The organism is Halococcus dombrowskii, from assembly GCF_022870485.1.
Classification (GTDB): Archaea; Halobacteriota; Halobacteria; order Halobacteriales; family Halococcaceae; genus Halococcus; species Halococcus morrhuae.
In genome coordinates, this window is sequence record NZ_CP095005.1 from 524,340 (window position 1) to 550,943 (window position 26,604).

Here is a 26,604-nt window from a genome sequence, read left to right on the forward strand (position 1 = left end):
CGAGCGACAACGCTTTTTCCTCTCAGCGGAAAAACATGGTGATAGTCACCATGTACCAATGTCTGTCGGTCGTCGGAACGTTCGCACGGACAGCACGGTTCCCGGAACGCCGCCGGTGACGATCGTCCTCCAGGCGTCGGCGTCGCTGCTCGTGGCCGGCGCGGCGGTGCTCGCGAGCCTCGGGATGGCGTGGGCGCTCGGTGCCTCGTCGAACTCGCCACCCTTTGCCCCGGCGGTTGGCGCGAACGCGCTCCCGACGATGCGCGCAGCCTTCTTCATCGGGACGTTCGCCGCGCTCGGCGCGCTCGCACAGGGTGGCAGTATCTCCGAGACGGTCGGCAAGGGGCTCATCGACGGTGCTTCGATCTCGCCGCTGGCCGCGATCGCCGCTCTCCTGACGGCGGCGGGGTTCATCGCGGTTGGCGTCCGCACCGGCTACCCCATCCCCGCGGCGTTCGCCACGACGGGTGCGGTCGTCGGTGCGGGGCTCGCCCTCGGCGGCGCGCCCGCCTACGACACCTACCAGCGCCTCGGCATGTTCTGGGTGGCCGTGCCGTTCGTCTCGGCGACGATAGCCTACGTAACGGCGACCCTACTGCGCCGCGACGACGTCCCCGAGGAACTCAGCGTGTCACTTCTCAGCGCCGTCGTCGGCTTCGTCCTCGCGAACGTCGAGTTCACGTTCATCCCCGCCGCGAGCGGGACGGGGACGCTCGCGGACTACCTCTCGCGCTCGCTCGGCGGTGCGCCGGCTCTGTTCGGGTCGTACGACGTGTTCGCGTTCGGTACGAGCCTCGTGGTCGGTGCTCTGGTCTTCGTCTTCGTGCGCCGCGAGATGCGCCGCTCGATGGACGCCGGCATCAGGAAGTTCCTGATCGGCCTCGGCGCGATCGTGGCGTTTTCCTCCGGCGGCAGCCAGGTCGGACTCGCCACCGGCCCGCTGGAGCCGTTGTTCGCCTCGTTCGGGACGCCCGGGATCGTCCTGCTCGGGCTCGGGGCGCTCGGCATCCTCCTCGGTGCCTGGATGGGCTCGCCACGCCTGCTCCAGGCCGTTTCGCGCGAGTATTCCCAACTCGGCGTTCGGCGATCGATCGCGGCGCTGATCCCCGGCTTTCTCATCGCACAGACCGCCATCGCGCTCGGGATCCCGTTCTCGTTCAACAACGTCATCATCGGCGGCGTCATCGGCAGCGGTCTCGTCGTGGGCTCGGCGGGCGTCTCGGCGCGCAAGATCGGGTTCACCGTGCTCGCCTGGCTCGGCACGCTCGTCGGAACGCTCGCCGTCGGGTTCGGACTGTATCGCGGACTGGCGCTGGTCGTCGGTGCGTAACGCGGTTCAGTCGTCGTCCGGCTCACTTCCGGAAGACTCGCTTCCCTCGTCTTCCAACGCCTGCTCGCGGCTTCGCTCCCGCGCTGTTCGAGAACCGTCGGTTTGCTCACCCCCGTCGGCGACGGCGGTGCCCGCGTCGCCGCGGACGTTTCTGACGTTGGTGATGCCGAGATAGAGCAGTCCCAGCGTGAGCCCGACGAGCACGATCGCCACCACGCTCTGGAGCGCGAGCGATGCGGCCGCGACCGCCCCGCCGGCCTCGCCCGCGAGGATCGTCTGTGGATTGCGGACGACGCCGATCCACAGCAGCGCGACGACCGTGACGCCGATCATGAACACGAGCGGCACGCCCGTGCTGATGAGCTGCTTGTTGTCGCTCCAGTTGGCGAGCCAGACCGTCGCGACCAGCAGCGCGAGCGCGGCGAGCGTCTGGTTCGCGCCCCCGAACAGCGGCCAGATGTTCTCCCACGTGCCGCTGGCGACGAGCGCGTAGCCACCGACCGCGAGGATGCCGGTGCTCACGTAGCGGTTGACCGCGAGTTTCTGCGTGCTCGTCTCGGGCGTGCCGACGATCTCTTCGAGCATGTAGCGACCCAGCCGCGCCGCGGTGTCGGTGCTCGTCAGCAGGAAGCTCGCGAACACCAGCCCGATGAACGCCGCCGCCGCGAGCATCGGAATGCCGAGCGCCGTGAGCAGCGCGCCGCCGCCGGCCGGGAAGGTGACGAGCGCCGCGTCGAGCGATCCCGTGGAGGTGGCGATGATCGAGACCGCGATGACCGCCGTCACCGCGAGCAGCCCCTCGCCGAGCATCGCGCCGTAGCCGATCGGCCGGGCGTCGCTCTCCCTGTTCAACTGTTTGGCCGTCGTCCCCGAGGAGACCAGCGAGTGAAAGCCGCTGATCGTCCCGCAGGCGATCGTGACGAACAGGAACGGGAAGATCGGGCCGAGCGCGGGATGGACGAACCCGGTGAACGGTGCGATCTGCGTTTCGAGCGAGCTTACCGTCACGTCGATGCCCGCCGCCGGTACCACGACGTCCACAGGACTGAAGCCGATGAGCGAACCGACGATCACCGCGAGCAGCATGCCGCCGACCCCGGTGTAGAGCAGGCTCGACGTGAGGAAATCGCGCGGCTGGAGCAACACCCACACCGGGAGCACGCTCGCGGCGAACGCGTAGAGGACTGTCACGAGGATCCACGCGGCCACGTTCGGGTTGATCGCCCCCGCGAGCGGTAGCCAGTCGAGCGCGCTCCCGAACAGGACGACCGTGCCCGCGGGCAGGCCGTCACGGGCGGCCAGCGCGATCGGGTATTCGAGGCCGACCCAGACGCCGGCGAACACCGCCGCGACGAACACCACCGCTCCCGGGAGGAAGGGGAGGTTCAACTGGTAGAGATAGATCCCGAAGACGACCGCGAGTGCGATGTAGAGCACCGACGCCGTCGCCGCCTGCGGGAACGCGTCGAAGATACTCCCGATGAGGAAGGCGAACGCGGCGATGACGAGGATGATAGTCAAGAAGGCGAACCAGAGCAGCATGTCCTTGCCGCGCTCGCCGACGTATTCGCCGATGATGTAGCCGATCGACTTCCCCTCGTGGCGCATGCTCGACGACAGTGACATGAAGTCGTGGACCGCGCCGAAGAGGGGGTTGCCGACTGCGATCCAGAGGATCGCCGGCAGCCAGCCAAAGGCCGCCGCCGCGGTGATCGGGCCGGCGATGGGCGCGCCGCCGGCGATCGACGAGTAGTGGTGACCGAGCAGTACCGACCGCTGTGAGGGGACGTACTCCTGACCGTCGCGATACTTGTGTGCCGGCGTCTCGCGGTCGTCGTCGAGATCGACGAACCGTGCGAGATAGCGCGAGTAGCCGACGTAGCCGATCGTGAACGTGACGAGCGCCAGGAGGACGAGCCAGAGTACCTGCATGGTAGTTGTCCACAGTAATCAATGGAAAACGACGACTTAAGCGTTGGCCTCGGTATCGGTGGTCACATTCCGGAAGAATCGCGGTCAGGGGGTCGGTTCGGTCGCGACTTCGATATCGAGTTCGGCCGCGACCTCGGCGAGCAGGTCGCCCTTGATCTCGGCGACGCGGGTCTCGATCGTCCCGCGCACCGGCGGGGCGAACTCCTCGTGCACGGTCGCGACGCGCTCGCGCTCGTTCGCACAGCGCTCGCGGAGGTAGCGTGCGCCGTGACCGTCCTCGCCGTCGTCGGGTTCGGGCGTCAAGCGGTTGATGAGCAACCCGCCAACCGAGAGGTCGTACTCGTCGAGGTCGTCGAGCGCGCGATCGGTCTCGCGCAGCGAGAGCTCGTCGGGGTTCAGCACGAGGAAGAACGTCGCCCGCTCGCGGAGCGCGTGCCCGGCGAATTCGAACATCTCCTTGCGTTCGCGCAGGCGTTCGATGATCGGATCGTCCTCGATCCGCCGGCGGGCCTCGCGACCGCCGATGGCCGCCCGTTCGTAGAGATCGATGCTCTCGGTGCGCTTGTCGATGAGGCGGGCGATCCAGTCGTCGAGGAACTCGGGGAGCGAGAGCAGGCGGAGCGCCCCGCCCGTCGGTGCGGTGTCGAAAACGACGCGGTCGTGGTCGCTGTCGCGCATCACGTCGATGAACCGGTCGAACAGCGCAGCCTCGTACGCACCGGGGGTCTGATGGGCGAGTTCGATCTGTTTGTCGATCTCGTTGACCATCGCGGGGCTCACCTGATCGGCGAGCGCGCGCTTGGTCTCCATCAGGTGTTCAGAGACCTCCTCGTCGGGGTCGATCTCCATCGCCGAGAGCCCGTCGTGGCCCTCGACGGGTCGGGGTTCGTCGCCGAACTCCTGGTCGAACACGTCGGCGGTGCTGTGGGCCGGATCGGTCGAGACCACGAGCGTGTCGAGCCCCGCCCGGGCGCATTTGAGCGCGTACGCACAGGAGACGGTGGTCTTGCCGACGCCGCCCTTGCCACCGAAGAAGACGAACTCCCTCACGATAGCCACTCCATCAGAAGTGATACTGCTGGCCCTTGCGCTCGATGAGCGTGTCGCGATCCCAGAGCCGGCGTTCCCAGCCCTGGAACTCCTCGGCGAGGTAGGGAAGCAGTTCGGCGGTGTAGTAGGAGACGGGGCTCGGGATCCCGAAGGCGTCGGCGAAACACGCGAGCATGAACACGTCGTCGGTGTCCTCGGCTTCCTTCTCGATCAGCTCGAACGCCGGCCCCTCGATCATCCCGTGATAGAGCCCGTGCAGCCACTCCTCGATGATCTCGCGATAGGTCGCGATGCGGTCTGCGAGCGCCATGACACGAGAACGACTCGCACGCACTTAAACGACCGCCGGCTCGATGATCCGTTCGCTCAGCAGGCACAGCCGGTCGTCGAGGGCGAGCGCTCGAACTCCATCATCGCGCCGCAGTCGGGACAGTCCGGCGGTTCCTCACCTTTGACATCGACGTCACGAACCCGCTCGGCGCAGTCGTGACACCAGTAGGCATCCTTCGAGCCGTCGCCCTTTCCACCACCGCGGTTGGCCGACTCGGTCGAGGCCTGCAGCGTCTCCTTGATCGTGTTAGTGAACCCCATACAGCGCGTTCGGGCGAGGACGGATAAATCCGTGTGCGGCTGTGCGCACGCGATACACGGGCGTCACTCGAACAGGAATCACTCGGCTCTCACTCCACGTCGTCGGCGAGACGGGAGAGCGCTCGCTGGAGCTCGCCGCGGCGCTTCCAGGCGGCCACGCGGTCGGTGAGCGACGCGAGGGGGAGCCCGGAGCTCACCCGCGAACGCATCCGGACGCTGGTGCCCTGGTCCTTCGGTTCGTACGTGATCGTCGTTTCGAGCGTTTCCAGCGGGCCGTCGCCGCGCTGTTCGTAGGTCAGTCCCTCACCATCGAGTTCGAACACGAGCGCGAGCTCGACCCCACGCGAGCCGGCGATGACGAGCCACCCCTCGTCGGTGTCCTCGACCTCGTAGACGGTAAAACTCCCCTCGTACTCGACGAGCGACCGCGGTGTGAGCGCGCGCTCGACGGTCGCCGGCGTTGCCCGGACGAACCGCGACGCGCTGACCTCGCGCATACGACTACCGTGGATCAGGGCACCAAAAACGGCAGCGATAGCAGCGCGAGCAGCGCCAGGAGCACGGCGGCCGCGTACACCAGCCGGCGAAGGCGTCGCTCGGGTGGTATCTCGCCGCGCAGCTCCGGGCGCGTCGTCAGCACCATCTGATGATAGGCAGCGGCTGTGGCGCACACGAACAGGAGCGTCGAAACGACGATCGCCGCCGGTAGCGAGAGCCCGAGCGCCAGCAGATATATCGGCCCGTACGAGAAGCTCACGAGGAAGGCGAGCGACGAAACGACGAGAAACGGTACCGGATCGACCGGCGTCCCGTGGCGGTTCGTGAGCTTCATGGCGGCCGTACGCTGGCTGCGTGAATACGTTGTCGGCCGACCTCATCCCTCGGAGTGCCGATCCGCATCCAGGGAGCGTTCCCTGTCCGGGGTTGCTGTGGACGAGTGTGGAGAGTGACTGGTGTGAGATGTGGCTGGACCGATAGTATATAATCCGGCCGGCCGTCGTCCGATATGATGGCTTCGGACGGCGACATCCGTGTTCTGCTCGTGCTCGATCTGCTGCTCTCGGCGGTGTTCGGGACGGTCATCGTGTGGGGGCTTTCGCTGCTCGGCGTGCTCGCCTTCTCGCTGCGGACGGCGGCGCTCGCGACGCTGGTGATCGCGCTCGTCACCTATCTGGCCGTGCTGCGTTGAGGCGGTGGCTGATGAGATGATTTTATACGCGCGGGGGAACCCGCTCTACCATGCCCATCTCCGAGCGCGATTCGGCTTCGCTCATCACGCACGCACTGGCGCGAGACACGCTCTCACGACTACGGAGTGCCGATATGGAACAGGTCGCCTTCCGAAAAGGGCTCGTCAAACTCGGCCGTATCTGTGGCTACGAGATCATCGACGGCGCGATGGAGACCGAGTACGTCTCGATCACGACGCCGCTGGCCGAGACCACCGGCGAGCGCGTCAAGGGTCTCGACGACGTCGTCATCGTCAACGTCCTCCGCGCGGCGACGCCGTTCGTCGAGGGGCTGCTGAAGGCCTTCCCGCGGGCCAAACAGGGCGTCATCTCGGCGGGCCGCGACGAGGAGGCTGGCATGACCGACGGCGAGTTCCCCATCACCATCGACTACACCAAACTCCCCGAGATCACCCCCGAGGACACCGTGATCGTTGCCGATCCGATGCTCGCCACCGGCTCGACGATGTGCACAGTACTGGAACACGTCCTCGCCGACGCGCCCGAGCCCGAGGACCTGTTCGTTCTCTCGGCGGTCAGCGCACCCGACGGCCTGCTTCGGGTCGGCGAACGGTTCCCCGAGGCCGACCTCCTCACCGTGAGCATCGACGAGCGCCTCGACGAGAACGGCTTCATCGTTCCGGGACTCGGCGATGCTGGCGACCGTGCGTTCCGGACCCAGTAATCGACCGCCCGCATTCGATTTCACCGACACGAACCCCTTTGTTTCGACTGGAGAATTGAGAAGCTGGACGAACGCCGATTCGCCGGGCGTTCGGCCTCAATCGACGCGCTCGGCGAAGCCAAAGCGCGGTTTCACGTCCGCGATGCGCACCTGCACTCGGTCGCCCTCCTCGGCGTCGGGGACGAACACGGTGTACTCCTCGATCTTGGCGATCCCGTCACCCTCCTCGCCGGTGGCGGTGATCTCGACCGTCAGCTCGTCGCCGACCTCGATGGGGGCGGTCATGCGACCCTTGCCAACCAGATAGAGTTCGGAGGATTCGTCGCGCGAAGCGTCGGGTCGTACGGTCCGAACGTACTCGAACGCTTCCTCGACATCGGCCTCTAGCCCGTCGAGATCGCGGCCGTCGAACACCTTCACGGCAAGGTCGCCGCCCGGCGTGAGCACCTCGCGAGCCACGTCCAGCGCCTGGCGGGCGAGATGGACCGAGCGCGCGTGATCGAGGTCGTACTCGCCGCTCATGTTCGGGGCCATATCCGAAAGTACGACGTCCGCCTCACCGATGTCGGCCTTCAGCTCCGCTCTGACGTCCTCGTCGGTGAGGTCGCCACGGCGGGTCTCGACGCCGTCGATCGCCTCGATGCGCTGGCGGTCGACGCCGACGACGCGGCCCTCCGGTGCGCGCTCGGCCGCGACCTGGAGCCAGCCGCCGGGTGCCGCGCCCAGGTCGATCACGGTGCTGCGGTCGGTGAAGAGATCCGCCGTTTCGTCCAACTGCTGGAGCTTGTAGGCCGACCGCGAGCGGTAGCCCTGCTGTTTTGCCTTGTTGTAGTATTCGTCCCGGCGCGCCATCCCGCGTGACTACTCCACGGGCGCGTAAACGCCCTTCGCTCGGTTCGTTCGGCGAGCCGAACGCACATCTTTTATAACCCGGCTGGTCGTACCGGAGCCATGTTCAACGCCATCGTGAGTGCGGGGACGCTCAGAACGGCCCTCGACTCCGTGAGTGTGCTCGTCGAGGAGTGCAAGCTCCACCTCAACGACGACGAGATCGCCATCCGAGCCGTCGACCCCGCGAACGTCGGGATGGTCGACCTGGCCCTCTCCGCCGACGCCTTCGAGTCGTACGAGGCCGACGGCGGCGTCATCGGCGTGAACCTCTCCCGACTGCAGGACATCGCGGGCATGGCCGGCAGCGACGACCTCGTCCACCTCGAACTCGACGAGGAAACCCGCAAGCTCCACATCTCGATTGATGGCCTGGAGTACACGCTCGCGCTCATCGACCCCGAATCGGTCCGCCAGGAGCCCGACATCCCCGATCTCGATCTCCCCGCGAAGATCGTCCTCGAAGGTCGCGATATCAATCGTGCGGTCAAAGCCGCCGACATGGTCTCCGACCACATCGCTCTCGGCGTCGAGGAGGATGCCGAACAGTTCTACGTCGACGCCGAAGGCGACACCGACGACGTTCACTTCGAGCTCGACACCGAGGACCTCATCGACCTCACCGTCGGCCCGGCCCACTCGCTGTTCAGCCTCGACTACCTCAAGGACATGAACAAGGCCATCCCCGGCGACGCCGAGGTCACGATCGACCTGGGCGAGGAGTTCCCGGTCAAACTCCACTTCGACGTCGCCGAAGCCGACGGGAGCGTCACCTACATGCTCGCGCCGCGCATCCAGAGCGACTAGAAACCCACTTTTTTACTCCTCGGGTCGGCTCACTCCGTTCGCCGACCACTCTCTGCTCACGGGCGCGAAGCGCCCGTTCGCACGGCACGAGGGACCGAAGGTCCCTCGCTGGTCGCAAAAACCTGGACTAAAAACTCCCGTTCACTCGCGCTTCGCGCTCGTTCACGGTGAACCGCGCTCACGTTCGTTCGCGCGGATGCTACGCTTGCCACACCGAACAGCACCCGCCTCCGCACCGCCGAAGCCCTCGGCGCGCTCCCTTCGGTCGCGGCACTCGCTTCGCTCGTGCCGGCGCGCCTCGCCCTTCATCCGCCAGGACCGCACAGCACCCCCACCGCAACCGCTACCCCAACCGCACCGCAGCCGCGGCCGCCACAGCACCGCGGGTGTGGCGGCCGACACGTTCACTTTCACTCCGCTTTCCGGGCATTGATGACCACCCGCGACGGAGCATCGGTGCGTCACACGCTTCGGCGGCCCTCCACCGCCGCTTCCAGCAAGAACTATACCGCCGAGCGACGGAATCGTCGTATGCTCGGTCTCGACGATATCCGCGAGGCGCGCGAGCGCGTCGACGGCGTGGCCCGTCACACGCCGCTCGAACACTCCTACTCGTTCTCTGATCTCTCGGGCGCGGCAGTCCACCCCAAACTCGAAGTGTTCCAGCGCACCGGCTCGTTCAAGATCCGCGGCGCATCGAACCGCATCGCCACGCTCACCGACGAGGAGCAGGCGGCGGGTGTCGTGACCGCGAGCGCTGGCAATCACGCCCAGGGCGTCGCACTCGCGGCCACGCGCGCTGACGTCGATAGCGTGGTCGTGATGCCCGAACACGCCCCGATCGCGAAAGTGAAGGCCACACGGAGCTACGGGGCCGAGGTCGTCCTCCACGGTGAGGACTACGACACGGCCCAGGCCCGAGCCCACGAGATCGAGGCCGACGAGAACCGCACCTACGTCCACGCCTTCGACGACCCGACCGTGATGGCCGGTCAGGGAACCATCGGTCTGGAGATCGTCGAAGATCTTCCGGACGTGGAGACGGTCGTCGTCCCCATCGGCGGCGGTGGACTCATCGCCGGTATCGCCACCGCGATCAAGGCGACGTCGCCCGACACGCGGGTCGTGGGTGTCGAGGCCGAGGGTGCGTCGAGCGTCGCCCAGTCGCTCGAAAAGGGGTCGGTCCAGGAGCTCGACGGGGTCGACACGATCGCCGACGGCATCGCCACACGGCGGGTCGGCGAGCGGACGTTCCCGATCATCGAGGAGCGCGTCGACGAGGTCGTCTCGGTCTCCGATCCCGACATCGCCGTCGCGATCACGACGCTGCTCGAACGTTCGAAGACGCTCATCGAGGGGGCTGGTGCGGTGCCAATGGCCGCGATCCTCGCCGAGGCGTTCGAGTATCGCGAGGACGAGGTCATCGTCCCTGTCCTCTGTGGCGGCAACATCGATCTCAACATGCTTCGGACGGTGATCATGCGCGGGCTGGTTGAATCGGGTCGCTATCTCCACTTCCGGACGACGCTCCCCGACCAGCCTGGCTCGCTCGAACGTCTGGTCGAGATTATCGCCGACGAGCGCGCGAACATCTACGCCATCCAGCACGATCGCACCTCCCGTGACAGCGGCATGACCGCCACCGAGGTCGCGATCGATCTCGAAACCCGGGGCGAAGAGCACGTCGCGACGCTGCTCGATGCGCTCGAAGCCAACGGCTACGCGCCCGAGGTGCTCGTCTGAATGGTCCGTACCGACACCGCGGCGCTCGCGAACTGATGCGCCCGCGAACGAAAACGAGCCTGCTGTGGGGTGCGGTCGGCGCGCTCGCCTTCCTCGTGCTCGCGCAGGGCTACGAACTCATCGCCGCTCCCGGGATCAGCCTGCTGGTCAAACTCGCCATCGCGGCGATCGTCTGGATCGTCGCCAGCGTGGCGAGCTATCTGTTCGAGGATCGGCTGGCGCGGAGCGAAAGGTCTTAACCCGCGACTCCGGTAGTCCCGACCGAGCCGGGATGGCCGAGTGGTAAGGCGCACGCCTGGAAAGCGTGTTCCCTTTGGGATCCGGGGTTCAAATCCCCGTCCCGGCGTTTTTCCGAGCGCAGCGAAGCAGGGCAGGGAGCGGCTTTGCCGCGACCGTGCTTTTGCGAGGAACGGACGTGACGAGCGAAGCGTACACGACGGGGATTTGCAGCAGGGAGGTCGCGCACAACGAGCGCAGCGAGTGAGCACGTCCGACCGTGTTCAAATCCCCGTCCCGGCGTGTTTTTTGTAAATTCAGCAGTATAGGAAATCGGCAGAACTACACAGCACTGCTAGCTACACACGCTGTGATTGACGATCTCGATTCCGAGATTGCCGATGCGATCCAGTGGTATTGGGCCACTCTTTCGGATCAGGAGGATGCTCAACGCGAGTCCGAAAACAGCACTCGTGGACGTCGGGCACAGGTGCTCGGCGGGGACCAGATGAGTGGCTTCGAAGGACTCGTCGAGGACGTTCTCGTTGAGAACGGTCTCCCCCGCGAATCGATCGTCCATGACCATGCTGCGACGCTACCGGGCTACTACCGACCGACGAAACGCTGGGACACGGCGGTCATCCATGACGGCCAGTTGTTGGCCGCTATCGAATTCAAATCCATTGCTAGTTCGTTCGGGAACAACCTGAACAACCGCGCCGAGGAAGCCATCGGCAGCAACACGGACCTGTATCAGGCGTACGAAGAGGGTGCATTCGCGCCGTCGCCGGCACCGTGGGTCGGCTATCTGATACTCATGGCCGACAACGAGGACTCCAACAACGTGCCGCGACTTCACGAACCGAACTTTCCGGCCGCTGACGAGTTCCAGAACGCAACCTACATCGACCGCGTCGAACAGTTGTGTCTCCGCATGGTCCGCCAGCGCATCACCGACGGCTCGGCGTTTCTTTTGACCGACGAAGAGGGCGGTCTGGAGGGCGAATACAGACAGCCGAACGAGGAACTCCGATTCGGTCGGTTCATCCGATCGCTTCTCTCACACGTGACGGCACACGTCGACCACGAACGGGACGGCTAAACGCCGGCGAAACTCGAGTATTATATAATTTTATATGGGTTGGCGGCCCAATGGTCGGTCAATGAAAGGTCACGTCCCGACGCCGGACGGCCTGGCCGAGGAAATGGTCGGACGACTCTTCGACGATGCTCCGCCGCAAGAGGGCGACCGAATTCTCTATCCCGGATGCGGTACTGGTCCGTTTGCCGCTGCCGTCGAGCGGTTCTGCGAGGCGGAAAACCATCCGTTTCCGAGCGGGGTAGGTGTTGACACTGATCCACAGCACCTCGATGTAGCCCGCAATCGGGAACTCGAACACGCACGATTCGAACGGTGTGACTATCTCGCGGACGATATGATCGATATCGGAACGGTCGACTACATCGTCGGCAACCCGCCGTACGTTCCGATCGAGGGGTTGGATGAGGAGGAAAAACGCCGCTATAAGGCCGGATTTAGTACTGCTGTCGGTCGATTCGACCTGTATCTTCTGTTTTTCGAACGGTCCGTCGAGCTACTCGAACAGGGTGGGGTGCTGTCGTTCGTGACTCCCGAGAAGTTCGAATACGTGGACACCGCCGCCCCGCTCCGGCAGTTGTTGAGCGCCGCTGACGTTCACGTCGAGACGATCGACCACCTCGACGAAGACGTGTTCGACGATCTCGTGACGTTCCCCTGTGTGACCACCGTTCGTCGGAGACAGCGCGATGAGACGCGAATACTGCTGCGTGACGGATCAACACATACGACTCTACTTCCGCAAGACGGTGAGAGCTGGGCGGCAACTGTCCGTACGTCGGACGCTGGGGGGATGGAAACCGGAGCCACCCTCGGGGACGCAACGGTTCGTATTTCTGCGGGGATGGCAACCGGTGCTGATGCTCTTTTCGTCATGAACCGCGACGACGTACCGCCCCAACTCGCGCCCGATTGGATTCGACCGACCGTTTCGGGACGACAGTTGACCGCGAACGACGGTCCGCAGACCGACAGCGTGCTCGTCTGTCCGTATCGAACTGATGGATCACTGCCGGACGAGAGCGAATTGGGGGCGTTCGGGCAGTGGGCGGAACTACACCGTGACCGCCTCGAAGACCGATCGTGCGTCGACAACGGGAAGCCGTGGTACTCGTGGCACGAGACCCCACCGATGGATGATCTCCTCCAGTCGAAAATCGTGTTCAAAGACATCGCGAAACGACCGCGATTCTGGGCCGAAAACGACGGGACTGTCGTCCCGAGACATTCGGTCTATTATCTCGTCCCGAAATCGGGTGTCCCGTTCGATGAACTACTGGACTATCTGAACGGTCCCGACGCGCGACGGTGGATGAATGCCCACTGCCAGAAGGCGGCAAACGGCTTCATCCGGCTCCAGAGCCGAGTCCTCCGCGATTTGCCGATTCCGAGGGAACTATGCGGAACGTATCAAGAAACCCTCTAGCTCACACGACGAAACGTCGCTTGTTCCGTCAGTAGGACGCAATCCACTCTGAGTGGCTCTAACCACTCCGTAAACAGACTCACTATTGCTAACCGGACCGTGGATTTAATCCCGTGACCGACGAGGATCGAGTGATGAGCGATACCCGCATCCGTGCGAACTACGCGCTGCTCGACTTCCAGGAACACCTCGGCGAGAGCTCCGACGGACTCGACGTGCCCTGGGCCGAGTTCGTCGGCAACCACCGTTCCTCCACACAGGAGTTCACCGTTCCTGCCGGACCGACCACGGAGGCGTATCTCGAATGCCAGCTGTTCGAGGTCGGGAGCTACGGCCACGAGATCGTCGTCAACGGCGATGCGCTCACGGGCTTCGATATCCCGCCGGCACCGGGCTGGCAGTACTGGATGGACCCGATCACCGGCGCGGACCTCGAACCCGGTGAGAACACAATCCGGTTCGTCCGCGATGCCGACACCCGCGACGATTTCGTCGTGGGATCTGTGGTCGTTCACTGGAAGGAGCCGATCGAGTGAGTCGCCGAGGTTATAAACGCTTCCCGCAACCGCCGTTTTGGCTAATAGACTCGTGTTAACACTCAACGTATAGTGAACGATACGAGCGTCGAGTCGGCTGGTTCGTCCTCGCTGGTCCCGTTCGAGCGTCTCACGAACGCCGGAACGGATAACCACTTTTATATAGAAGCACATTCAATCGTTCGGTGAATCATGAGTCAGCGAATGCAGGGCCAGCCCATGATCATCATGGGTGACGACTCCCAGCGCGTCAAGGACCGCGACGCACAGTCGCACAACATCGACGCGGCGCGGGCAGTAGCGGATTCGGTCCGATCGACGCTCGGGCCGAAAGGGATGGACAAGATGCTCGTCTCCTCGATGGGCGACGTCACCGTCACGAACGACGGCGTCACCATCCTCACCGAGATGGACATCAACAACCCGACCGCCGAGATGATCGTCGAGGTCGCCGAGACACAGGAGGACGAGGCCGGCGACGGGACGACGACCGCCGTTGCGGTCGCGGGCGAACTCCTGAAGAACGCCGAGGAGCTCATCGAGCAGGACATCCACCCGACGGCGATCATCCGCGGGTTCCACCTGGCCAGCGAGAAAGCCAGGGAGGAGATCGGCAACGTCGCCGAGGAGATCGAGGCCGACGATACCGACCGGATCAAGAAGGTCGCCGAGACCTCGATGACGGGCAAGGGTGCGGAGCTGAACAAGGAGCAGCTCGCCCAGCTCATCGTCGACGCCGTTCAGAACGTCACCGTCGAGAACGACGCCGGCGAGAGCATCGTCGACCTCGAGTTCGTCAACATCGAGACCCAGACCGGCGAGTCCGCGAGCGACTCGGAACTGCTCGACGGCGCGGTCATCTCGAAGGACCCGGTCCACGACACGATGCCGACCGACGTCGAGGACGCCTCGGTGCTCCTGCTCAGCGAGGCCGTCGAGGTCGAGGAGGCCAACGTCGATTCGCAGGTCAGCCTCTCCGATCCCGACCAGCTCCAGCAGTTCCTCGATCAGGAGGACGAGCAGCTCAAACAGAAGGTCGAGCAGATCAAGGACACCGGCGCTGACGTCGTCTTCTGCCAGAAGGGCATCGACGACCTCGCCCAGCACTACCTCGCCAAGGAGGGCATCCTCGCCGTCCGCCGTGCGAAGAAATCCGACATCGAGTTCCTGAAGGAGGTGCTCGGTGCCTCGATCGTCTCCGATCTCAACAGCGCCACCAGCGCCGATCTCGGCACCGGCTCGGTGACGCGCGACGAGGACGAGGAGCTGTTCTACGTCGAGGGCGACCAGTCCCACGGCGTGACGCTCCTCCTCCGCGGCTCGACCGACCACGTCGTCGACGAGCTCGAACGCGGCATCACCGACGCGCTCGAAGTCGTCGCCCAGACCGTCTCCGACGGGCGCGTGCTCGCCGGCGGCGGCGCGGTCGAGGTCGAGGTCGCCGCCCGCCTGCGCGAGTACGCCGACTCCGTGAGCGGCCGCGAGCAGCTCGCCGTCGAGACGTTCGCCGACTCGCTCGAACTCGTTCCGCGAGTGCTGGCCGAGAACGCCGGTCTCGACTCGATCGACACGCTCGTCGATCTCCGCTCGGCCCACGAATCCGGCGACGAGAAGGCCGGCCTCAACGTCTTCGACGGCGAGGTCGAGAACACCTTCGAGGCGGGCGTCGTCGAGCCGGCCCACGCCAAAGAGCAGGCGCTTTCGAGTGCCACCGAGGCCGCGAACCTCGTGCTCAAGATCGACGACATCATCTCCGCCGGCGACCTCACGACCGAGGGCGACGGCGACGCGGGCGGCCCCGGCGGTGCACCCGGCGGCATGGGTGGCATGGGCGGAATGGGCGGTATGGGTGGCATGGGCGGCATGATGTAAACCCACTTTTTGCATCACTCGCGGCCTACCGGCCGCTCGTTCGCAAAAACTTGGGGAAAAAGACCGCACCGCAAACCGCACCGCGACCGCACGAACGCTGTTTTTTTCAATCTAATCTCAGCAGCTACGACCATCCCGGTCCGGTGTGTCGTCCGATCCTTATCCGACCGTTCAATTCTGACTGCCCCCTGTCGGTGTGGTTCGATTTTTGGCGGTTGCGACCCACGACGGGCGTTCGGGTGCGTCGGTCGCGCCGATCTTCGAATACTGATTTTCGCTGATGATCCGAGCGATATCCTCGTCGAATGCTGCCTCTCGTACCGTTCGATAGCTGTGGATGAATCCCTGACTATCGACGAGCATTCGGAGACTGATGTTTCCCCGTCTATATTCCTCATCGATCCGTGTGCTCCCGCGAACGAGATACAGCGTGGTCCCGTTGCGCTCCCGTTCAGTCACGGACGTGTTAGCGATAAGGAACGGTTCGAGAAGGCTTCGCAGTCCCACTCCATTGGTGCCGTATCGTCCTCCTGAATGCACTTCGGATCGACGGTATGTCGTCGTTCCGTTCGGAACTGTTCGATTCTGGAACGTTCGTCCGTCGTTCGACCAGATCGAATAGGTGGCGGTTCCGTTTCCTTTGGAGACGAGATGAACGCCCTCGCCCGGCGGTCCTGCGCGGAGCGTCCCCGCCGACTGATCGATGACCGAACCGTTCGATGCCATGCCCGTCGAATTCGACTGTATGGTGAACGACTTGTTCCGGAGGACGGACGTGTGAGCTCCGACGAGCACACTCGGATTCTCGATTCCCGCTCCCGTGAGCCCGGGCGCGAGCTGCGGTACCGGCGTTGGGGTCGGTTCGTCGGTGGGAACCGCTGCCGGCGTGATCGTTTCCGTCGGCTGACCACCTTCACCGAAGACGCCGCTGCAGCCGGCGAGCACGACCAACGCGGCGACGAGCAGAACGCGCGGCCTCATTCACCGTTCCTCGCCGTTCCGGCTTCGCGTGTTGCGGTCGTCCGATTTTTCGCCGTCTCGATCCACGACGGCCGCTCGGGTGCGTCAGTCTCACCGATGGCGACAAGTCGTGTTCTTGTTACGCTTTTCGATACACCGGTGTCGGCGGAGAGCCGTCGAATCGTCGTGTATTCGTGGATAACGCCACGCGAATCGACGAGCAGTTCGAGAGTGGTGTTTGGCTGTCTCGGTACGTCGCTGGTCCCGTTGATGCGGTACAGCGTGGTTCCGTTTCGGGACTGGTGATCGGTCACTGTGGTGTTGTTCGTGTCGAACGATCCGAGTAAATACGGAAGCGTTCCGGTTGCGATATCGATACGCGTTGTGTCGATCGGCGGCCGACTGTACGTCGTCGTTCCGTTTGGGAACGTCCGTTTCACGAGATACTGCTCGCCACCCCACCACGCTTCGCTACGTGTCGAGATCGTCGTTGGCTCCCGTGAGGTGAACGACCCGTTTCGCTCTATTACCGAATGAAGCCTCTTTCCTTGCGGTCCCGCACGGGCTGTACTCGTTGCTTGAAGGATCGCCGAACCGTTCGCCGCCAGCGCCGTGGAGTTCGATCGCTGGGTGAACGACCGGTTCTGGAGGAACGACCGATGGGCGGCGATGAGCGCACGCGGGTTCTCGATCCCCCGCTTCGTGACGCCCGGGGCCAGTTGCGCTACCGGCGTCGGCGTCGGCTCGTCGGTCGGCACAGCAGCCGGCGTGACCGTTTCGGCCGACTCGTCGTCCCCGCCGAACACGCCGGAACAGCCGGCGAGAACGACCAGTACCGACAGCAATACCGCCGCGAACGTTCGTCGCATGGGTTCCGTTCACAGCCATCGTGGCAAATACTTTGTCGTCTGCACGCCGCTTCCGGAGGTGGTGGAGTTAAGACGGCGGCGCAGATACCGCCGGCATGGAGACACTTCTGCTGGATCGCGAGGGGGTCGACGCGAACGCGCGGATGGACGAGGTCATCGACGCTGTGGGCGACGCGTTCGCGGCCTACGAGCGCGGCGACGCGCTGATGCCGGCGAAGTCCTACATCGAACTCGATCAGTACAACGGCGATTTCCGTTCGATGCCGGCCTACATGGATGCTGGCGAGTGGGACGCTGCCGGCATCAAGTGGGTCAACGTCCATCCCGACAACCCCGAGAAGTTCGATCTCCCCACTGTGATCGGGACGATGATCTACTCGGACCCCGAGACCGCCGTCCCGCTCGCGATCATGGACGGCACCGAACTCACGATGAAACGCACCGGTGCCGCGGCCGCCGTCGCCACCGACCAGCTCGCCATCCCCGAGGCACGGAGCATGGGGCTGGTCGGCGCGGGCGTCCAGTCGTACACGCAGCTGGAGGCGATTGCCGAAATCCGCCCGATCGAGGAGGTCGTCGTCTCCGATCTGGACAGCGATGCGGTCGACGCGTTCGTCGACGCCTTCTCCGACCGCTTCGACGTTCGTGCCGGCTCGATCGCCGAGGCCGCTGCCTGTGACGTCCTCTCGACGGTGACGCCCAGCACGGAGCCGGTCGTCTCGCGGGCCGATCTCGGCGCACACACGCATATCAACGCGATGGGGGCCGACGCCGCCGCCAAACAGGAGCTCGACCCGGAGATCCTCGTCGACGCGAAACTGGTCATCGACGACCACGCCCAGACGACCCACTCCGGCGAGATCAGCCGTTCCTACGAGGACGGCCGCATCGACGATTCCGACATCCACGGCGCGGTCGGCGAGATCGTCATCGGCGATCGGTCGGGCCGCACGGATGAAGACGGGGTCACCGTTTTCGATTCCACGGGATTGGCGATCCAGGACGTCGCGACCGCCCACGTCATCTACGAGCACGCCAGCGAGGCCGACGACGTCGATTCCTTCCCGCTCGTCGGTCGCTGAGAAGCAGGTTCGATTTACTCGGTCGCGCGGTCAGCGGCGTGGTCGAACAGTTTCGTGAGCGCCCAGACGATCACGAGAATCAGCAACAGCGGCAGCACGACGATCAACAGTCCGACGACCATCGCCCAGCCGATGGTGCCCCTGTCGGCGATACGTGGCTGGTCGAAACCAGCGTGGTGGCCACCCACACCAATGATAACATAAAAAACCGGCCGGGATCAATCGGCGGTAAATGCAACGACAGGACACCTACGACCACGCCGCCATCGAGTCGAAGTGGCAGGAACGGTGGGCCGACGCCGACGTCTATCGGACGTCCGACGACGCCACCGACCCGAGCTACGTGCTCGCGATGTTCCCCTATCCGTCGGGCGATCTCCATATGGGCCACGTCAGGAACTACACCATCACCGACGCCTACGCCCGCTATCAGCGGCTGCAAGGCGAGGACGTGCTCCACCCGATGGGCTGGGACTCGTTCGGTCTGCCGGCCGAGAACGCAGCCATCGAGCGCGAGATCAACCCTCGTGAGTGGACGATGGACTGCATCGACACGATGAAGACCCAGATGCAGTCGATGGGGTTCGGCTACGACTGGAATCGGGAGATAACGACCTGTGAGCCCGACTACTACCGCTGGAACCAGTGGCTGTTCAAACGGTTCTACGAGGAGGGGCTCGCCGAGCGCAAGGGTGGCGAGGTCAACTGGTGTCCGTCCTGTGAAACGGTACTGGCCGACGAACAGGTCGAGGGCGAGGCCGAACTCTGCTGGCGCTGCGGGACACCGGTCGAATCACGCACGCTCGACCAGTGGTTCCTGACGATCACCGACTACGCCGACGAGCTGCTCGACGGCATCGACGAACTGGACGAGTGGCCCGACAGCGTGCGCGGGATGCAGCGCAACTGGATCGGCCGTCAGGAGGGGGCCACGGTGGAGTTCGAGGTGCCCGAGTTCGGCGGCATCGAGGTGTTCACGACGCGTCTCGACACGATCTACGGCGCGACCTTCTTCGCGCTCGCACCGGGCCACGAACTCACACAAGAACTGATTGCCGACGATCCTGAGCTCGCGACACAGGTCGAGACGCTCGATCCCGACGCCGACGGCGATGAGAAACGCGGCGTGTTCACCGGCGAGTACGCGATCAACCCCGCGACCGGTGAGGAGATCCCCGTCTACGTCGCCGATTTCGTCCTCTCGGACGTCGGCACGGGCGCGCTGATGGGTGTGCCGGGCCACGACCAGCGCGACCACGAGTTCGCCACCGAGTACGACATCGAGATCGAGCAGGTCGTCGCGCCCGAGGACGGCGAGGTCGACATCGACGAGGCGGCCTACACCGGCGACGGCGTGCTCGTCGACAGCGGCGAGTACGACAGCATGGAGAGTGCAACCGCTCGCGACCGGCTGGTCGACGATCTCGACACGGCCGCCAACCACACCCAGTACCGTCTGCGCGACTGGCTCATCTCCCGTCAGCGCTACTGGGGCACGCCGATCCCGGTCGTCCACTGCGATGAGTGTGGCCCCGTGATGGTGCCCGACGACGAGCTCCCCGTGGAACTCCCCGAGTTCGTCCCGACGCCGACGGGCAACCCCCTCGAAGAGGTCGAGTCGTTCGTCGAGACCGAGTGTCCCGAGTGCGGTGGCCCCGCCGAGCGCGAGACCGACACGATGGACACGTTCATGGACTCGTCGTGGTACTTCCTCAGGTTCACGTCGCCCGACGGCGAGGCCGTCCCCTTCGACACCGAGCGCGCGAACGACTGGATGCCCGTCGACGAGTACGTCGGCGGCATCGAGCACGCGATCATGCATCTGCTCTACTCGCGGTTCGTGACCCGAGCCATCGGCGACATGGGGCTGCTCGACGTCCGCGAACCGTTCGAGCACTACCTCCCGCAGGGGATGGTCCAGCTCGACGGGACGGCGATGTCGTCGAGCAAGGGCAACGTCGTCTCGCCGGTCGAGATCATGGACGAGTACGGTGCCGACACGGCCCGGCTGTTCATGATGGGCGCGGCCCGGCCGAGCAAGGACTTCGACTGGACCGAGCGCGGCGTCCGGTCGAGCAACGAGTTCATCGAGCGCCTGCTCGGGATGGTCGAGGCGTTCGCCGCCGACGAGACCGCGACCGCCGACGCCGGCGAGCGCCCGATCGACGAGTACGTCGCCCGCGAGATCGACGCGACGATCGACGAGGCGAGCGCCGGCTACGAGAACTTCCGGTTCAACGACGCACTGCGTGAGGCGCGCGGGCTGGTCTCGCTGCTTCGGCGCTACCGCGAGCAGGCGACGCCCGACGAGCACACCTTCGAGCGCGGCCTGCACACGGCGGTGCGGCTGTTCGCACCCGTCACGCCCCACGTCACCGAGGAGTGCTGGACGGCGCTCGGCGAGGACGACTTCGTCGCCGAGGCCGACTGGCCCGAGGCGGCACACGATGCCGACCACGAGGCCGAGCGCCAGCTCGTCGCAAACACCCGCGAGGACGTCCGCCACATCCTCGACGTGGCGAACATCGAGGAGCCGGCGGCGATCGAAGTCGTCGTCGCGCCCGAATGGAAACACCGCGCGCTCGCCATCGCCATCGCGAGCGACGAGGACGTGGTCGGCAGCGTGATGGCCGACGAGGAGCTCCGCGAGCGCGGCGAGGCGGCCGCCGACTACGCGAAAGATCTCGCCGAGCGCCACCAATCGCTGACCGAAGCGCTCGCACCCGCCGCGGAGTTCGCCGCGCTCGAACGCGCCGCGTGGCTGTTCGAGCGCGAGTTCGACGCTGAGATCCGCCTCGAACGCGCGAGCGACGCGCCCGACGACGTCGCCCGGGGGGCGACGCCCGGTCGGCCCGCCATCGAGATCCACGAGGGCTGACCTGGGTCGAAACCCATACGAGCTGCTCGGCCGGAGCTCCGCCGATGGGTTCGTTCGCCACCGCCGTCCAGTCGCGCCTCCGCGAGCGCCTCGCCGTTCTCCGTCCTGGATTCGACTGGAAAACCGAACACCACGTCGCTACCACGCCGGTCGATGTCGCGGGTCGTGCCGACGATCACGTGGCCCTCGTCGAGTTGGAGTGGCGACGGGCTGACCCGGCGAACAACACCGCGAAACTGTTCCGCCATCTCGACGAGGAGACGCTCGCCGCCGACGCAGTCGACGTGTTTCAGCTCTTCACGGGCTACTACGATCTCACGAGCGGCGGGGTCTCCTCGAAACGACTGAACGCCGAGTTCGTCGGACGGATCGGCACACAGGCGCTCGATTCGTTTCGCTATCGCACCGTCGATTTCGTCCTCGATCCGCCGAAACGCGGCGGCGATCGGCCCGACGACTGGGAAGCAGCGACCGACGCGACCGCTCGGGAGATCGCTGACTATCTCTGAATCGGCCGCGGTCGGTGTGGTGGGTGGGGTGGCGAGGGGCTATTCGATGTCGATACTGCGCGAGTCCTCGTCAGTCGCGGCCTTCGGCAGCGTGACCGTGAGCACGCCGTTCGTGTAGGTGGCGCTGGCCTCCTCCTCCGCGACCTCCTCGGGGAGCGAGAGCGACCGACTGACCGACTGGCGACGGCGCTCGCGGCGGAGGTAGTTCCCGTCACCCTCCTCGGTGGATTCGTCGCGCTCGGCGCTGATCCGCAGGGTGCGATCGGCCACCGAGAGGTCGATATCCTCGCGCTCGTAGCCCGGGAGATCGGCCGTGACCTCGAAGCTGTCCTCGTGGTCGGCGAGATCGACCGAGAGCGACTGGGTTGCCGGGACGTTCATGTCGTCGAACTGGCCGAACTGGTCGCTCATCTGTTCGAACATCTGCTCGATCTCCTCGAAGGGGTTGCGTCGTGACATTCGCCACGGGCTACGACCGCGAGCATCTTAAATCACACCTCACCCGACCACGTGTTCGACGTCGTAGGAGCCGAGCCGACGCACCCAGCCCTTCGCCGCTATCTCCTCGATGACCGCGATGGCCTCCTGGGTGCGCTCCTCGTAGAGCCCCGCCTCGGCGTCGAAATGGAAGACGTAATCGCCGAGGCGCTCGCCGCTCGGGCGCGATTCGATCCGTGTGAGATTGATGCGTCGGTCGGCGAACGGTTCGAGCAGATCCAGCAGGAGGCCGGGGTAGTCGTCGTTCGGATAGACGATGAGCGAGCTCTTGCCGCCCCCGGTCGAGCGTTCGTCGATCGGCGCGACGACGACGAACCGTGTCGCGTTCGAGGTGCGGTCCTGGATGTTCTCGGCGAGCACTTGGAGCTCGCCGTCGGCCGTGTCCGGGCGGCCGATCGCCGCCACCGTCGACTCCTCGCGGGCGCGCTCGACGCCGCGGGCGGTGCTCGTGACCGATTCGAGCGACACGTCCGGATGTTCCGTGTCGAGATAGCTCCGACACTGCGCGAGCGCCTGTGAGTGGCTCGCCACGACGTCGAACTCTTCACTCTGAGCGAGCAGCGCGTGCCGGATCGGCGTGATGAGCTCGCGGACGACCGCCACCTCGAAGCCGGCGAGCGCGTCGAGGCTCTCGGTGACGGAGCCCTCGATGCTGTTCTCGATCGGGACGACGCCCCGATCGGCCGCGCCGGTCGCGACCGCCTCGACGATCCCCGTCACCGACTCGCGGAAGGCGATCTCGTCGCCGACGGCCTGCGCTGCGCGGTGGGAGTACGTGCCGGCCGGCCCGAGCGTGACTGCCTGCATGACCGTGCCTGTCCGTCGGTGGGCAAAAGCCCGTCGCCGTCATCGGCGAGAGAAGGTTACGCGTTGTTCATCCGCAGTACCGTCTCGTTGCCGCAAGCGACACATTCGGTGATGCGATAGGGTTCGCGGGAGAACTCCTGGTTCTCTCGTTTGTCGCTTTCGGTGCGCAGCTCGATCGAGACGCTATGGGGTGTGTCGCGGCCGCAGTCCTCGCAGGCTTCAGTGAGGTCGCTTGCAGATCGGCTTGTTGTTGACATCACCCGTTTCTCCGGGCGAGACCCCCATAAACACCGAATTCCGTTCGTTTCGATTCCCCCGAGTTTCAACGTTTTTCGGGGTGAACGCGAGAAAGAAACCCGCTCCGGCCCGATTTCGACGAACCGTTTTCGCTGCGTGAACGGTGAAACAGTCGAAAACGGCCAAAAAACTTATTACAGCTGAGTTTCGGCCGCGATACGAGCGGTTAAACCGATCCCTCGAATACGGCGTACATGGACGAGCTGTTCGCACCGTGGCGCATCGACTGGGTCGAGCGCGACGGCGACGCCGATGGCTGTCCGTTCTGCGTGCTCCCCGATCGCGACGCCGACCGCGACTCGCGGATCGTCGCCCGGAGTGAACACGCCTTCTGCCTGCTGAACAACGCCCCCTACAACCCGGGTCACGCGATGGTGATCCCCTACCGACACACCGGCGTCTACGGCGAGCTCACGGAGGCGGAACTGCTCGACCTGTCGCGGCTCACCCAGCGGACGCTGCGGGCGATCGAGGCGGGACTCGGCCCCGACGGCGCGAACACCGGGATGAACCTCGGCGATTCGGCCGGCGGCTCGATCGACGATCACCTGCACCGACACGTGGTGCCGCGCTGGAACGGTGACACCAACTTCATGCCGGTCATCGACGAGACGCAGGTCATCGTCGAGGCGATCGACGACACCTACGACCATCTCCATGCGGCCTTCGCCGATCAGGAGGGCATCCGTGTCGACGACCCCGACGATGCGGTCCACATCGTGTAGGCCGAAGCGTCTTTGCGCGCGCTCGTCAATCGTCCAGTGATGAGTCGTGCGGGCGCGATTCGGCGGATCGGCCTCGTCGTTCTCGCGGCGAACGTCGTTCTCGCCGCCGCGAAGGGCTGGGTCTGGCTCGAAACCGGGAGCCTCGCGGTCGGCTCGGAGGCCGCCAACAGTTTCGTCGATGCCGTCTACTCGTCCGTCGTTCTCGGCGGGCTCTATCTCACGACCCGGCCGCCCGACAGCGAGCATCCACACGGCCACGAGCGCATCGAGCCGTTCGTCGCGCTCGCCATCGCGCTCGGCATCTTCCTGACCGGTGGCACGGTGCTCTGGCAGTCGGTGACGGCGATCTTCTCCGGTACCGTGACCGCTACCGAGAGTCCGATCGCCATCGCGGTGCTCGCCGGCGCGGCGATCGCGAAGGCCGGTCTCTACCGCTACTCCCTGTCGGCCAGTCGTACTCACGACTCGCCGGCGCTCGCGGCGACCGCGCTCGACAACCGCAACGACGTGCTCACCGCTGGCGCGGCGCTCGTCGGCGTACTCGGCGCGCGCTTTGGGGTTCCGCTGCTCGACCCGCTCGCGGCGGCGCTCGTCTCCATCGGGATCCTCTACACCGGGATCGAGGTCGTCCGCGACAACGTGCCCTACCTGGTCGGTGGCGCACCCTCCGAAGCCCTCCAGCGGCGCATCCTCCGGCGCGCGCTCGCCCATCCCGACGTCGAGGGTGCCCACGATGTCATCGCCCACTACGTGGGCCCGGAGATCGACGTGAGCATCCACATCGAGGTCGAGGGGGATCGCACACTCAGGGAGGCCCACGACATCGAGAGCGCGATCGTCGCGTCGATCCAGGCGCTCGACCCCGTCGACGACGTGTTCGTCCACATCGACCCGAAGGAACTCGGCGAGTGGAAACGGGACCCGGACGCCGACAGACTGGTTCGCGGGACCGACGAACGGCCGGACGACGAATCGAACGTCGATCGCGGCCCTGGATAATCACTTTTTCCGAACCTGATCCACATGCCGCGGTCGGCGCGCGCTCGCGCTCGTGTGCGAGCAATAGCGAGCACCGAGCGCGAACACTGCGCGAGGGATGAGCACCACAGCGAGCGAAGCGAGTGAGGAGCGCAATCGGTTGGGGAGGTATGTGGGCGGTGCGGGGGCGGTAGCGGTCTCTCATTGTTGTCAGGAATCGTCGTCGAACCGATTGCCGTCAGACCGACTACTGTCGTCGAATCGGTTGCTATCGAATCAAACTCACGAAAATCGCCACTCCCCGGAAACCAGCGAAACGTTTCGTCTCCAAAATCACCCTAGACAGGTTTGCCGAAGGCGTACACGGTGTTCTGGCCCGTGATCTCGACGTCGACGAGATCGCCGGGTTCGACGCCGTAGCCGGGTGCATCCTGGATGATGACTTGGCGATAGGCCTCGTCGTAGCACTTCACCGAGTCCCCGGTGCCGTGTTCGACGACCATTACCTCGTGGCGCTCGCCGACCATCGACTCGTAGGCATCGCCCACGACGTCCATCTTCAGGTCGCTCATCGCCTTCGAGCGCTCCTTTTTGAGTGTGCCACCGAGCCCCTTCATCTCGGCGGCGTCGGTGCCGGGGCGCTTCGAGAAGCGGGTGACGTTGATCCGCTCGGGGGTCGTCTCGCGGAGCAGGGCCATCGACTGTTCGTGGTCGGCGTCGGTTTCCGAAGGAAAGCCGACGATGAAGTCCGTTGCGAGCGTCCAGTGGTCGAGTCGGTCGTCGAAGGTTGCGACGACATCGCGGAACTCGCTGACCTGGTGCTGACGGCGCATATCGCCCAGCACGTCGTTGCTGCCCGATTGGACGGGTGCGTGGAGGAAGTTGTAGAGCTTCTCCTCCTCGGCGAAGACGTCCGCGAGCTTTTCGCGGATGCCGTGGACGCCCTTCGGGTTGGCCATGCCCACGCGCACCCGAAAGTCGCCGTCGATGGCGCAGATGCGTTCGAGCAGCTCGTGGAGTTTGCGCTCGCCGGTGTCCCAGCCATATACTCCTGTATCCTGGCCCGTGACGCGGATCTCCTTCGCGCCGGCGTGGACGAGCGCGCGGGCCTTCCGGACGTTCTCCTCGATCGGCGGCGAGTCGATCTTGCCGGTGGCGTGTTTGGTGATGCAGTACGAACAGTTGCTCATGCAGCCGCGCGCGATGGGGAGGATTCCCACGACGCCGTCGAGCACCGGTTCGGCGTCGGGCGTCGGCCGCGGGCATTCGCCGTTGCGGACGACCTCGGGGACTTCGTCCCAGCCACAGACCGTCGCGTCGAGATCGGCGAACTGTTCGCCCTGTGCGAGCGCCATGCAGCCGGTGACGACGACATCGGCGGTTGCCTCGTCGAGCTCCTCGGCCCGGCGGCGCATGTTCGTCTCGGTTTTTTCGACCACGGTGCACGTGTTGAGGATGGCCACGTCGGCGTTCGCAGGACCGTCGACGGGGTGATGGCCGCCGTCGCGGAGCCGCCGCTCGATGGTGCGGCTCTCGCCACGGTTCGCGGTGCAGCCGTAGGTCTCGATGTGATAGCTGGCCATCCGCTTACGACTGC

30 protein-coding genes and 1 tRNA gene are annotated in these 26,604 nt (G+C 65.3%); 16 read left to right on the plus strand and 15 right to left on the minus strand.

Annotated elements, in window-relative coordinates:
* Positions 1-58: 58 nt before the first annotated feature.
* A complete protein-coding gene (locus MUK72_RS02815; RefSeq protein ID WP_343749952.1) occupies positions 59-1,330 on the plus strand; it encodes an inorganic phosphate transporter in 1,272 nt (423 codons plus the stop codon).
* A 6-nt stretch (positions 1,331-1,336) separates the two neighbouring features.
* Here the strand turns inward: MUK72_RS02815 and MUK72_RS02820 are convergent, their stop codons facing one another.
* From MUK72_RS02820 to MUK72_RS02845, 6 genes are all read right to left on the minus strand, one after another.
* Positions 1,337-3,262 carry a carbon starvation CstA family protein gene (locus MUK72_RS02820; protein WP_244703711.1) on the minus strand — a complete coding sequence of 642 codons (1,926 nt, stop codon included), beginning with the start codon at positions 3,260-3,262 and terminating at the stop codon, positions 1,337-1,339.
* A gap of 84 nt (positions 3,263-3,346) precedes the next feature.
* On the minus strand, positions 3,347-4,312 hold the full coding sequence (locus MUK72_RS02825; protein ID WP_244703713.1) for an ArsA family ATPase: 966 nt from the start codon (positions 4,310-4,312) through the stop codon (positions 3,347-3,349).
* Positions 4,313-4,325: 13 nt separating this feature from the next.
* Positions 4,326-4,622 (minus strand): DUF7990 family protein, encoded by a 297-nt coding sequence (locus MUK72_RS02830; protein WP_004054076.1) that lies wholly within the window; start codon positions 4,620-4,622, stop codon positions 4,326-4,328.
* Positions 4,623-4,678: 56 nt separating this feature from the next.
* On the minus strand, positions 4,679-4,903 hold the full coding sequence (locus tag MUK72_RS02835; protein WP_244703715.1) for a zinc-ribbon domain-containing protein: 225 nt from the start codon (positions 4,901-4,903) through the stop codon (positions 4,679-4,681).
* A gap of 89 nt (positions 4,904-4,992) precedes the next feature.
* Complete coding sequence (locus tag MUK72_RS02840; protein ID WP_244703721.1) at positions 4,993-5,400, minus strand: SRPBCC family protein; 408 nt, start codon at positions 5,398-5,400, stop codon at positions 4,993-4,995.
* Between the two features lie 14 nt (positions 5,401-5,414).
* A complete protein-coding gene (locus MUK72_RS02845) occupies positions 5,415-5,735 on the minus strand; it encodes a hypothetical protein (RefSeq protein WP_244703723.1) in 321 nt (106 codons plus the stop codon).
* A gap of 177 nt (positions 5,736-5,912) precedes the next feature.
* Between MUK72_RS02845 and MUK72_RS02850 the strand changes: the two genes are divergently transcribed.
* Together MUK72_RS02850 and upp are read left to right on the plus strand one after the other, a co-directional pair.
* Positions 5,913-6,092, plus strand: a complete 180-nt coding sequence (locus MUK72_RS02850) for a DUF8107 family protein (protein WP_004054080.1) — start codon at positions 5,913-5,915, stop codon at positions 6,090-6,092.
* Between the two features lie 50 nt (positions 6,093-6,142).
* Positions 6,143-6,817 (plus strand): uracil phosphoribosyltransferase, encoded by a 675-nt coding sequence (gene upp / locus MUK72_RS02855; protein WP_244703725.1) that lies wholly within the window; start codon positions 6,143-6,145, stop codon positions 6,815-6,817.
* Positions 6,818-6,913: 96 nt separating this feature from the next.
* Here the strand turns inward: upp and MUK72_RS02860 are convergent, their stop codons facing one another.
* Positions 6,914-7,669, minus strand: a complete 756-nt coding sequence (locus MUK72_RS02860) for a 23S rRNA (uridine(2552)-2'-O)-methyltransferase (protein ID WP_244703727.1) — start codon at positions 7,667-7,669, stop codon at positions 6,914-6,916.
* A 99-nt stretch (positions 7,670-7,768) separates the two neighbouring features.
* Between MUK72_RS02860 and MUK72_RS02865 the strand changes: the two genes are divergently transcribed.
* Complete coding sequence (locus tag MUK72_RS02865; RefSeq protein WP_004054083.1) at positions 7,769-8,512, plus strand: DNA polymerase sliding clamp; 744 nt, start codon at positions 7,769-7,771, stop codon at positions 8,510-8,512.
* A 162-nt stretch (positions 8,513-8,674) separates the two neighbouring features.
* Here the strand turns inward: MUK72_RS02865 and MUK72_RS02870 are convergent, their stop codons facing one another.
* Complete coding sequence (locus MUK72_RS02870) at positions 8,675-8,836, minus strand: hypothetical protein (RefSeq protein ID WP_244703729.1); 162 nt, start codon at positions 8,834-8,836, stop codon at positions 8,675-8,677.
* A 207-nt stretch (positions 8,837-9,043) separates the two neighbouring features.
* On the opposite strand from MUK72_RS02870, the gene ilvA reads away from it, so the two are divergent.
* From ilvA to thsB, 7 genes are all read left to right on the plus strand, one after another.
* Positions 9,044-10,255 carry a threonine ammonia-lyase gene (gene ilvA / locus MUK72_RS02875; protein ID WP_244705268.1) on the plus strand — a complete coding sequence of 404 codons (1,212 nt, stop codon included), beginning with the start codon at positions 9,044-9,046 and terminating at the stop codon, positions 10,253-10,255.
* 35 nt (positions 10,256-10,290) lie between these two features.
* A complete protein-coding gene (locus tag MUK72_RS02880; RefSeq protein ID WP_244703731.1) occupies positions 10,291-10,494 on the plus strand; it encodes a DUF7981 family protein in 204 nt (67 codons plus the stop codon).
* Between the two features lie 26 nt (positions 10,495-10,520).
* Positions 10,521-10,601: transfer RNA gene (locus MUK72_RS02885), tRNA-Ser, on the plus strand.
* Positions 10,602-10,979: 378 nt separating this feature from the next.
* Positions 10,980-11,573: a PaeR7I family type II restriction endonuclease gene (locus MUK72_RS02890; protein WP_244703733.1), complete on the plus strand. Its 594-nt coding sequence runs from the start codon at positions 10,980-10,982 to the stop codon at positions 11,571-11,573.
* 61 nt (positions 11,574-11,634) lie between these two features.
* On the plus strand, positions 11,635-12,996 hold the full coding sequence (locus MUK72_RS02895) for an Eco57I restriction-modification methylase domain-containing protein (RefSeq protein ID WP_244703735.1): 1,362 nt from the start codon (positions 11,635-11,637) through the stop codon (positions 12,994-12,996).
* A 134-nt stretch (positions 12,997-13,130) separates the two neighbouring features.
* Complete coding sequence (locus MUK72_RS02900; protein WP_244703744.1) at positions 13,131-13,532, plus strand: DUF7383 domain-containing protein; 402 nt, start codon at positions 13,131-13,133, stop codon at positions 13,530-13,532.
* A 219-nt stretch (positions 13,533-13,751) separates the two neighbouring features.
* The gene (thsB, locus tag MUK72_RS02905) at positions 13,752-15,404 is read left to right on the plus strand and encodes a thermosome subunit beta (RefSeq protein ID WP_343749958.1); all 1,653 of its coding nucleotides are present in this window, start codon (positions 13,752-13,754) and stop codon (positions 15,402-15,404) included.
* Between the two features lie 171 nt (positions 15,405-15,575).
* Here the strand turns inward: thsB and MUK72_RS02910 are convergent, their stop codons facing one another.
* Positions 15,576-16,385, minus strand: coding sequence for a hypothetical protein (locus MUK72_RS02910; RefSeq protein WP_244703746.1), 810 nt, complete (start codon positions 16,383-16,385; stop codon positions 15,576-15,578).
* Complete coding sequence (locus MUK72_RS02915; protein ID WP_244703748.1) at positions 16,382-17,233, minus strand: hypothetical protein; 852 nt, start codon at positions 17,231-17,233, stop codon at positions 16,382-16,384. Before MUK72_RS02915 ends, MUK72_RS02910 begins: the two co-directional genes overlap by 4 nt.
* A gap of 95 nt (positions 17,234-17,328) precedes the next feature.
* Here MUK72_RS02915 and MUK72_RS02920 point away from each other — a divergent pair, with 95 nt between their 5' ends.
* Positions 17,329-18,315 (plus strand): ornithine cyclodeaminase family protein, encoded by a 987-nt coding sequence (locus tag MUK72_RS02920; protein ID WP_244703757.1) that lies wholly within the window; start codon positions 17,329-17,331, stop codon positions 18,313-18,315.
* Between the two features lie 14 nt (positions 18,316-18,329).
* Here the strand turns inward: MUK72_RS02920 and MUK72_RS02925 are convergent, their stop codons facing one another.
* A complete protein-coding gene (locus MUK72_RS02925) occupies positions 18,330-18,503 on the minus strand; it encodes a DUF7535 family protein (RefSeq protein ID WP_244703759.1) in 174 nt (57 codons plus the stop codon).
* 44 nt (positions 18,504-18,547) lie between these two features.
* On the opposite strand from MUK72_RS02925, the gene leuS reads away from it, so the two are divergent.
* Positions 18,548-21,193 (plus strand): leucine--tRNA ligase, encoded by a 2,646-nt coding sequence (gene leuS, locus MUK72_RS02930; RefSeq protein ID WP_244703762.1) that lies wholly within the window; start codon positions 18,548-18,550, stop codon positions 21,191-21,193.
* Between the two features lie 44 nt (positions 21,194-21,237).
* The gene (locus MUK72_RS02935) at positions 21,238-21,702 is read left to right on the plus strand and encodes a hypothetical protein (RefSeq protein WP_244703764.1); all 465 of its coding nucleotides are present in this window, start codon (positions 21,238-21,240) and stop codon (positions 21,700-21,702) included.
* 39 nt (positions 21,703-21,741) lie between these two features.
* On the opposite strand, the gene MUK72_RS02940 is transcribed toward MUK72_RS02935, so the two are convergent.
* The 3 genes from MUK72_RS02940 to MUK72_RS02950 are packed head-to-tail and all read right to left on the minus strand — an operon-like array spanning position 21,742 to position 23,264.
* Complete coding sequence (locus MUK72_RS02940) at positions 21,742-22,161, minus strand: Hsp20/alpha crystallin family protein (RefSeq protein ID WP_244703766.1); 420 nt, start codon at positions 22,159-22,161, stop codon at positions 21,742-21,744.
* A gap of 39 nt (positions 22,162-22,200) precedes the next feature.
* The gene (gene pheA / locus MUK72_RS02945; protein WP_244703768.1) at positions 22,201-23,007 is read right to left on the minus strand and encodes a prephenate dehydratase; all 807 of its coding nucleotides are present in this window, start codon (positions 23,005-23,007) and stop codon (positions 22,201-22,203) included.
* Between the two features lie 56 nt (positions 23,008-23,063).
* Positions 23,064-23,264: a DUF7835 family putative zinc beta-ribbon protein gene (locus MUK72_RS02950; protein ID WP_004054097.1), complete on the minus strand. Its 201-nt coding sequence runs from the start codon at positions 23,262-23,264 to the stop codon at positions 23,064-23,066.
* A gap of 234 nt (positions 23,265-23,498) precedes the next feature.
* On the opposite strand from MUK72_RS02950, the gene MUK72_RS02955 reads away from it, so the two are divergent.
* Positions 23,499-24,029, plus strand: a complete 531-nt coding sequence (locus tag MUK72_RS02955) for an HIT family protein (RefSeq protein WP_244703770.1) — start codon at positions 23,499-23,501, stop codon at positions 24,027-24,029.
* Positions 24,030-24,068: 39 nt separating this feature from the next.
* The gene (locus tag MUK72_RS02960; RefSeq protein WP_244703772.1) at positions 24,069-25,028 is read left to right on the plus strand and encodes a cation diffusion facilitator family transporter; all 960 of its coding nucleotides are present in this window, start codon (positions 24,069-24,071) and stop codon (positions 25,026-25,028) included.
* A 317-nt stretch (positions 25,029-25,345) separates the two neighbouring features.
* On the opposite strand, the gene MUK72_RS02965 is transcribed toward MUK72_RS02960, so the two are convergent.
* Positions 25,346-26,590 carry a tRNA (N(6)-L-threonylcarbamoyladenosine(37)-C(2))-methylthiotransferase gene (locus tag MUK72_RS02965; protein ID WP_244703774.1) on the minus strand — a complete coding sequence of 415 codons (1,245 nt, stop codon included), beginning with the start codon at positions 26,588-26,590 and terminating at the stop codon, positions 25,346-25,348.
* Positions 26,591-26,604: the final 14 nt, after the last annotated feature.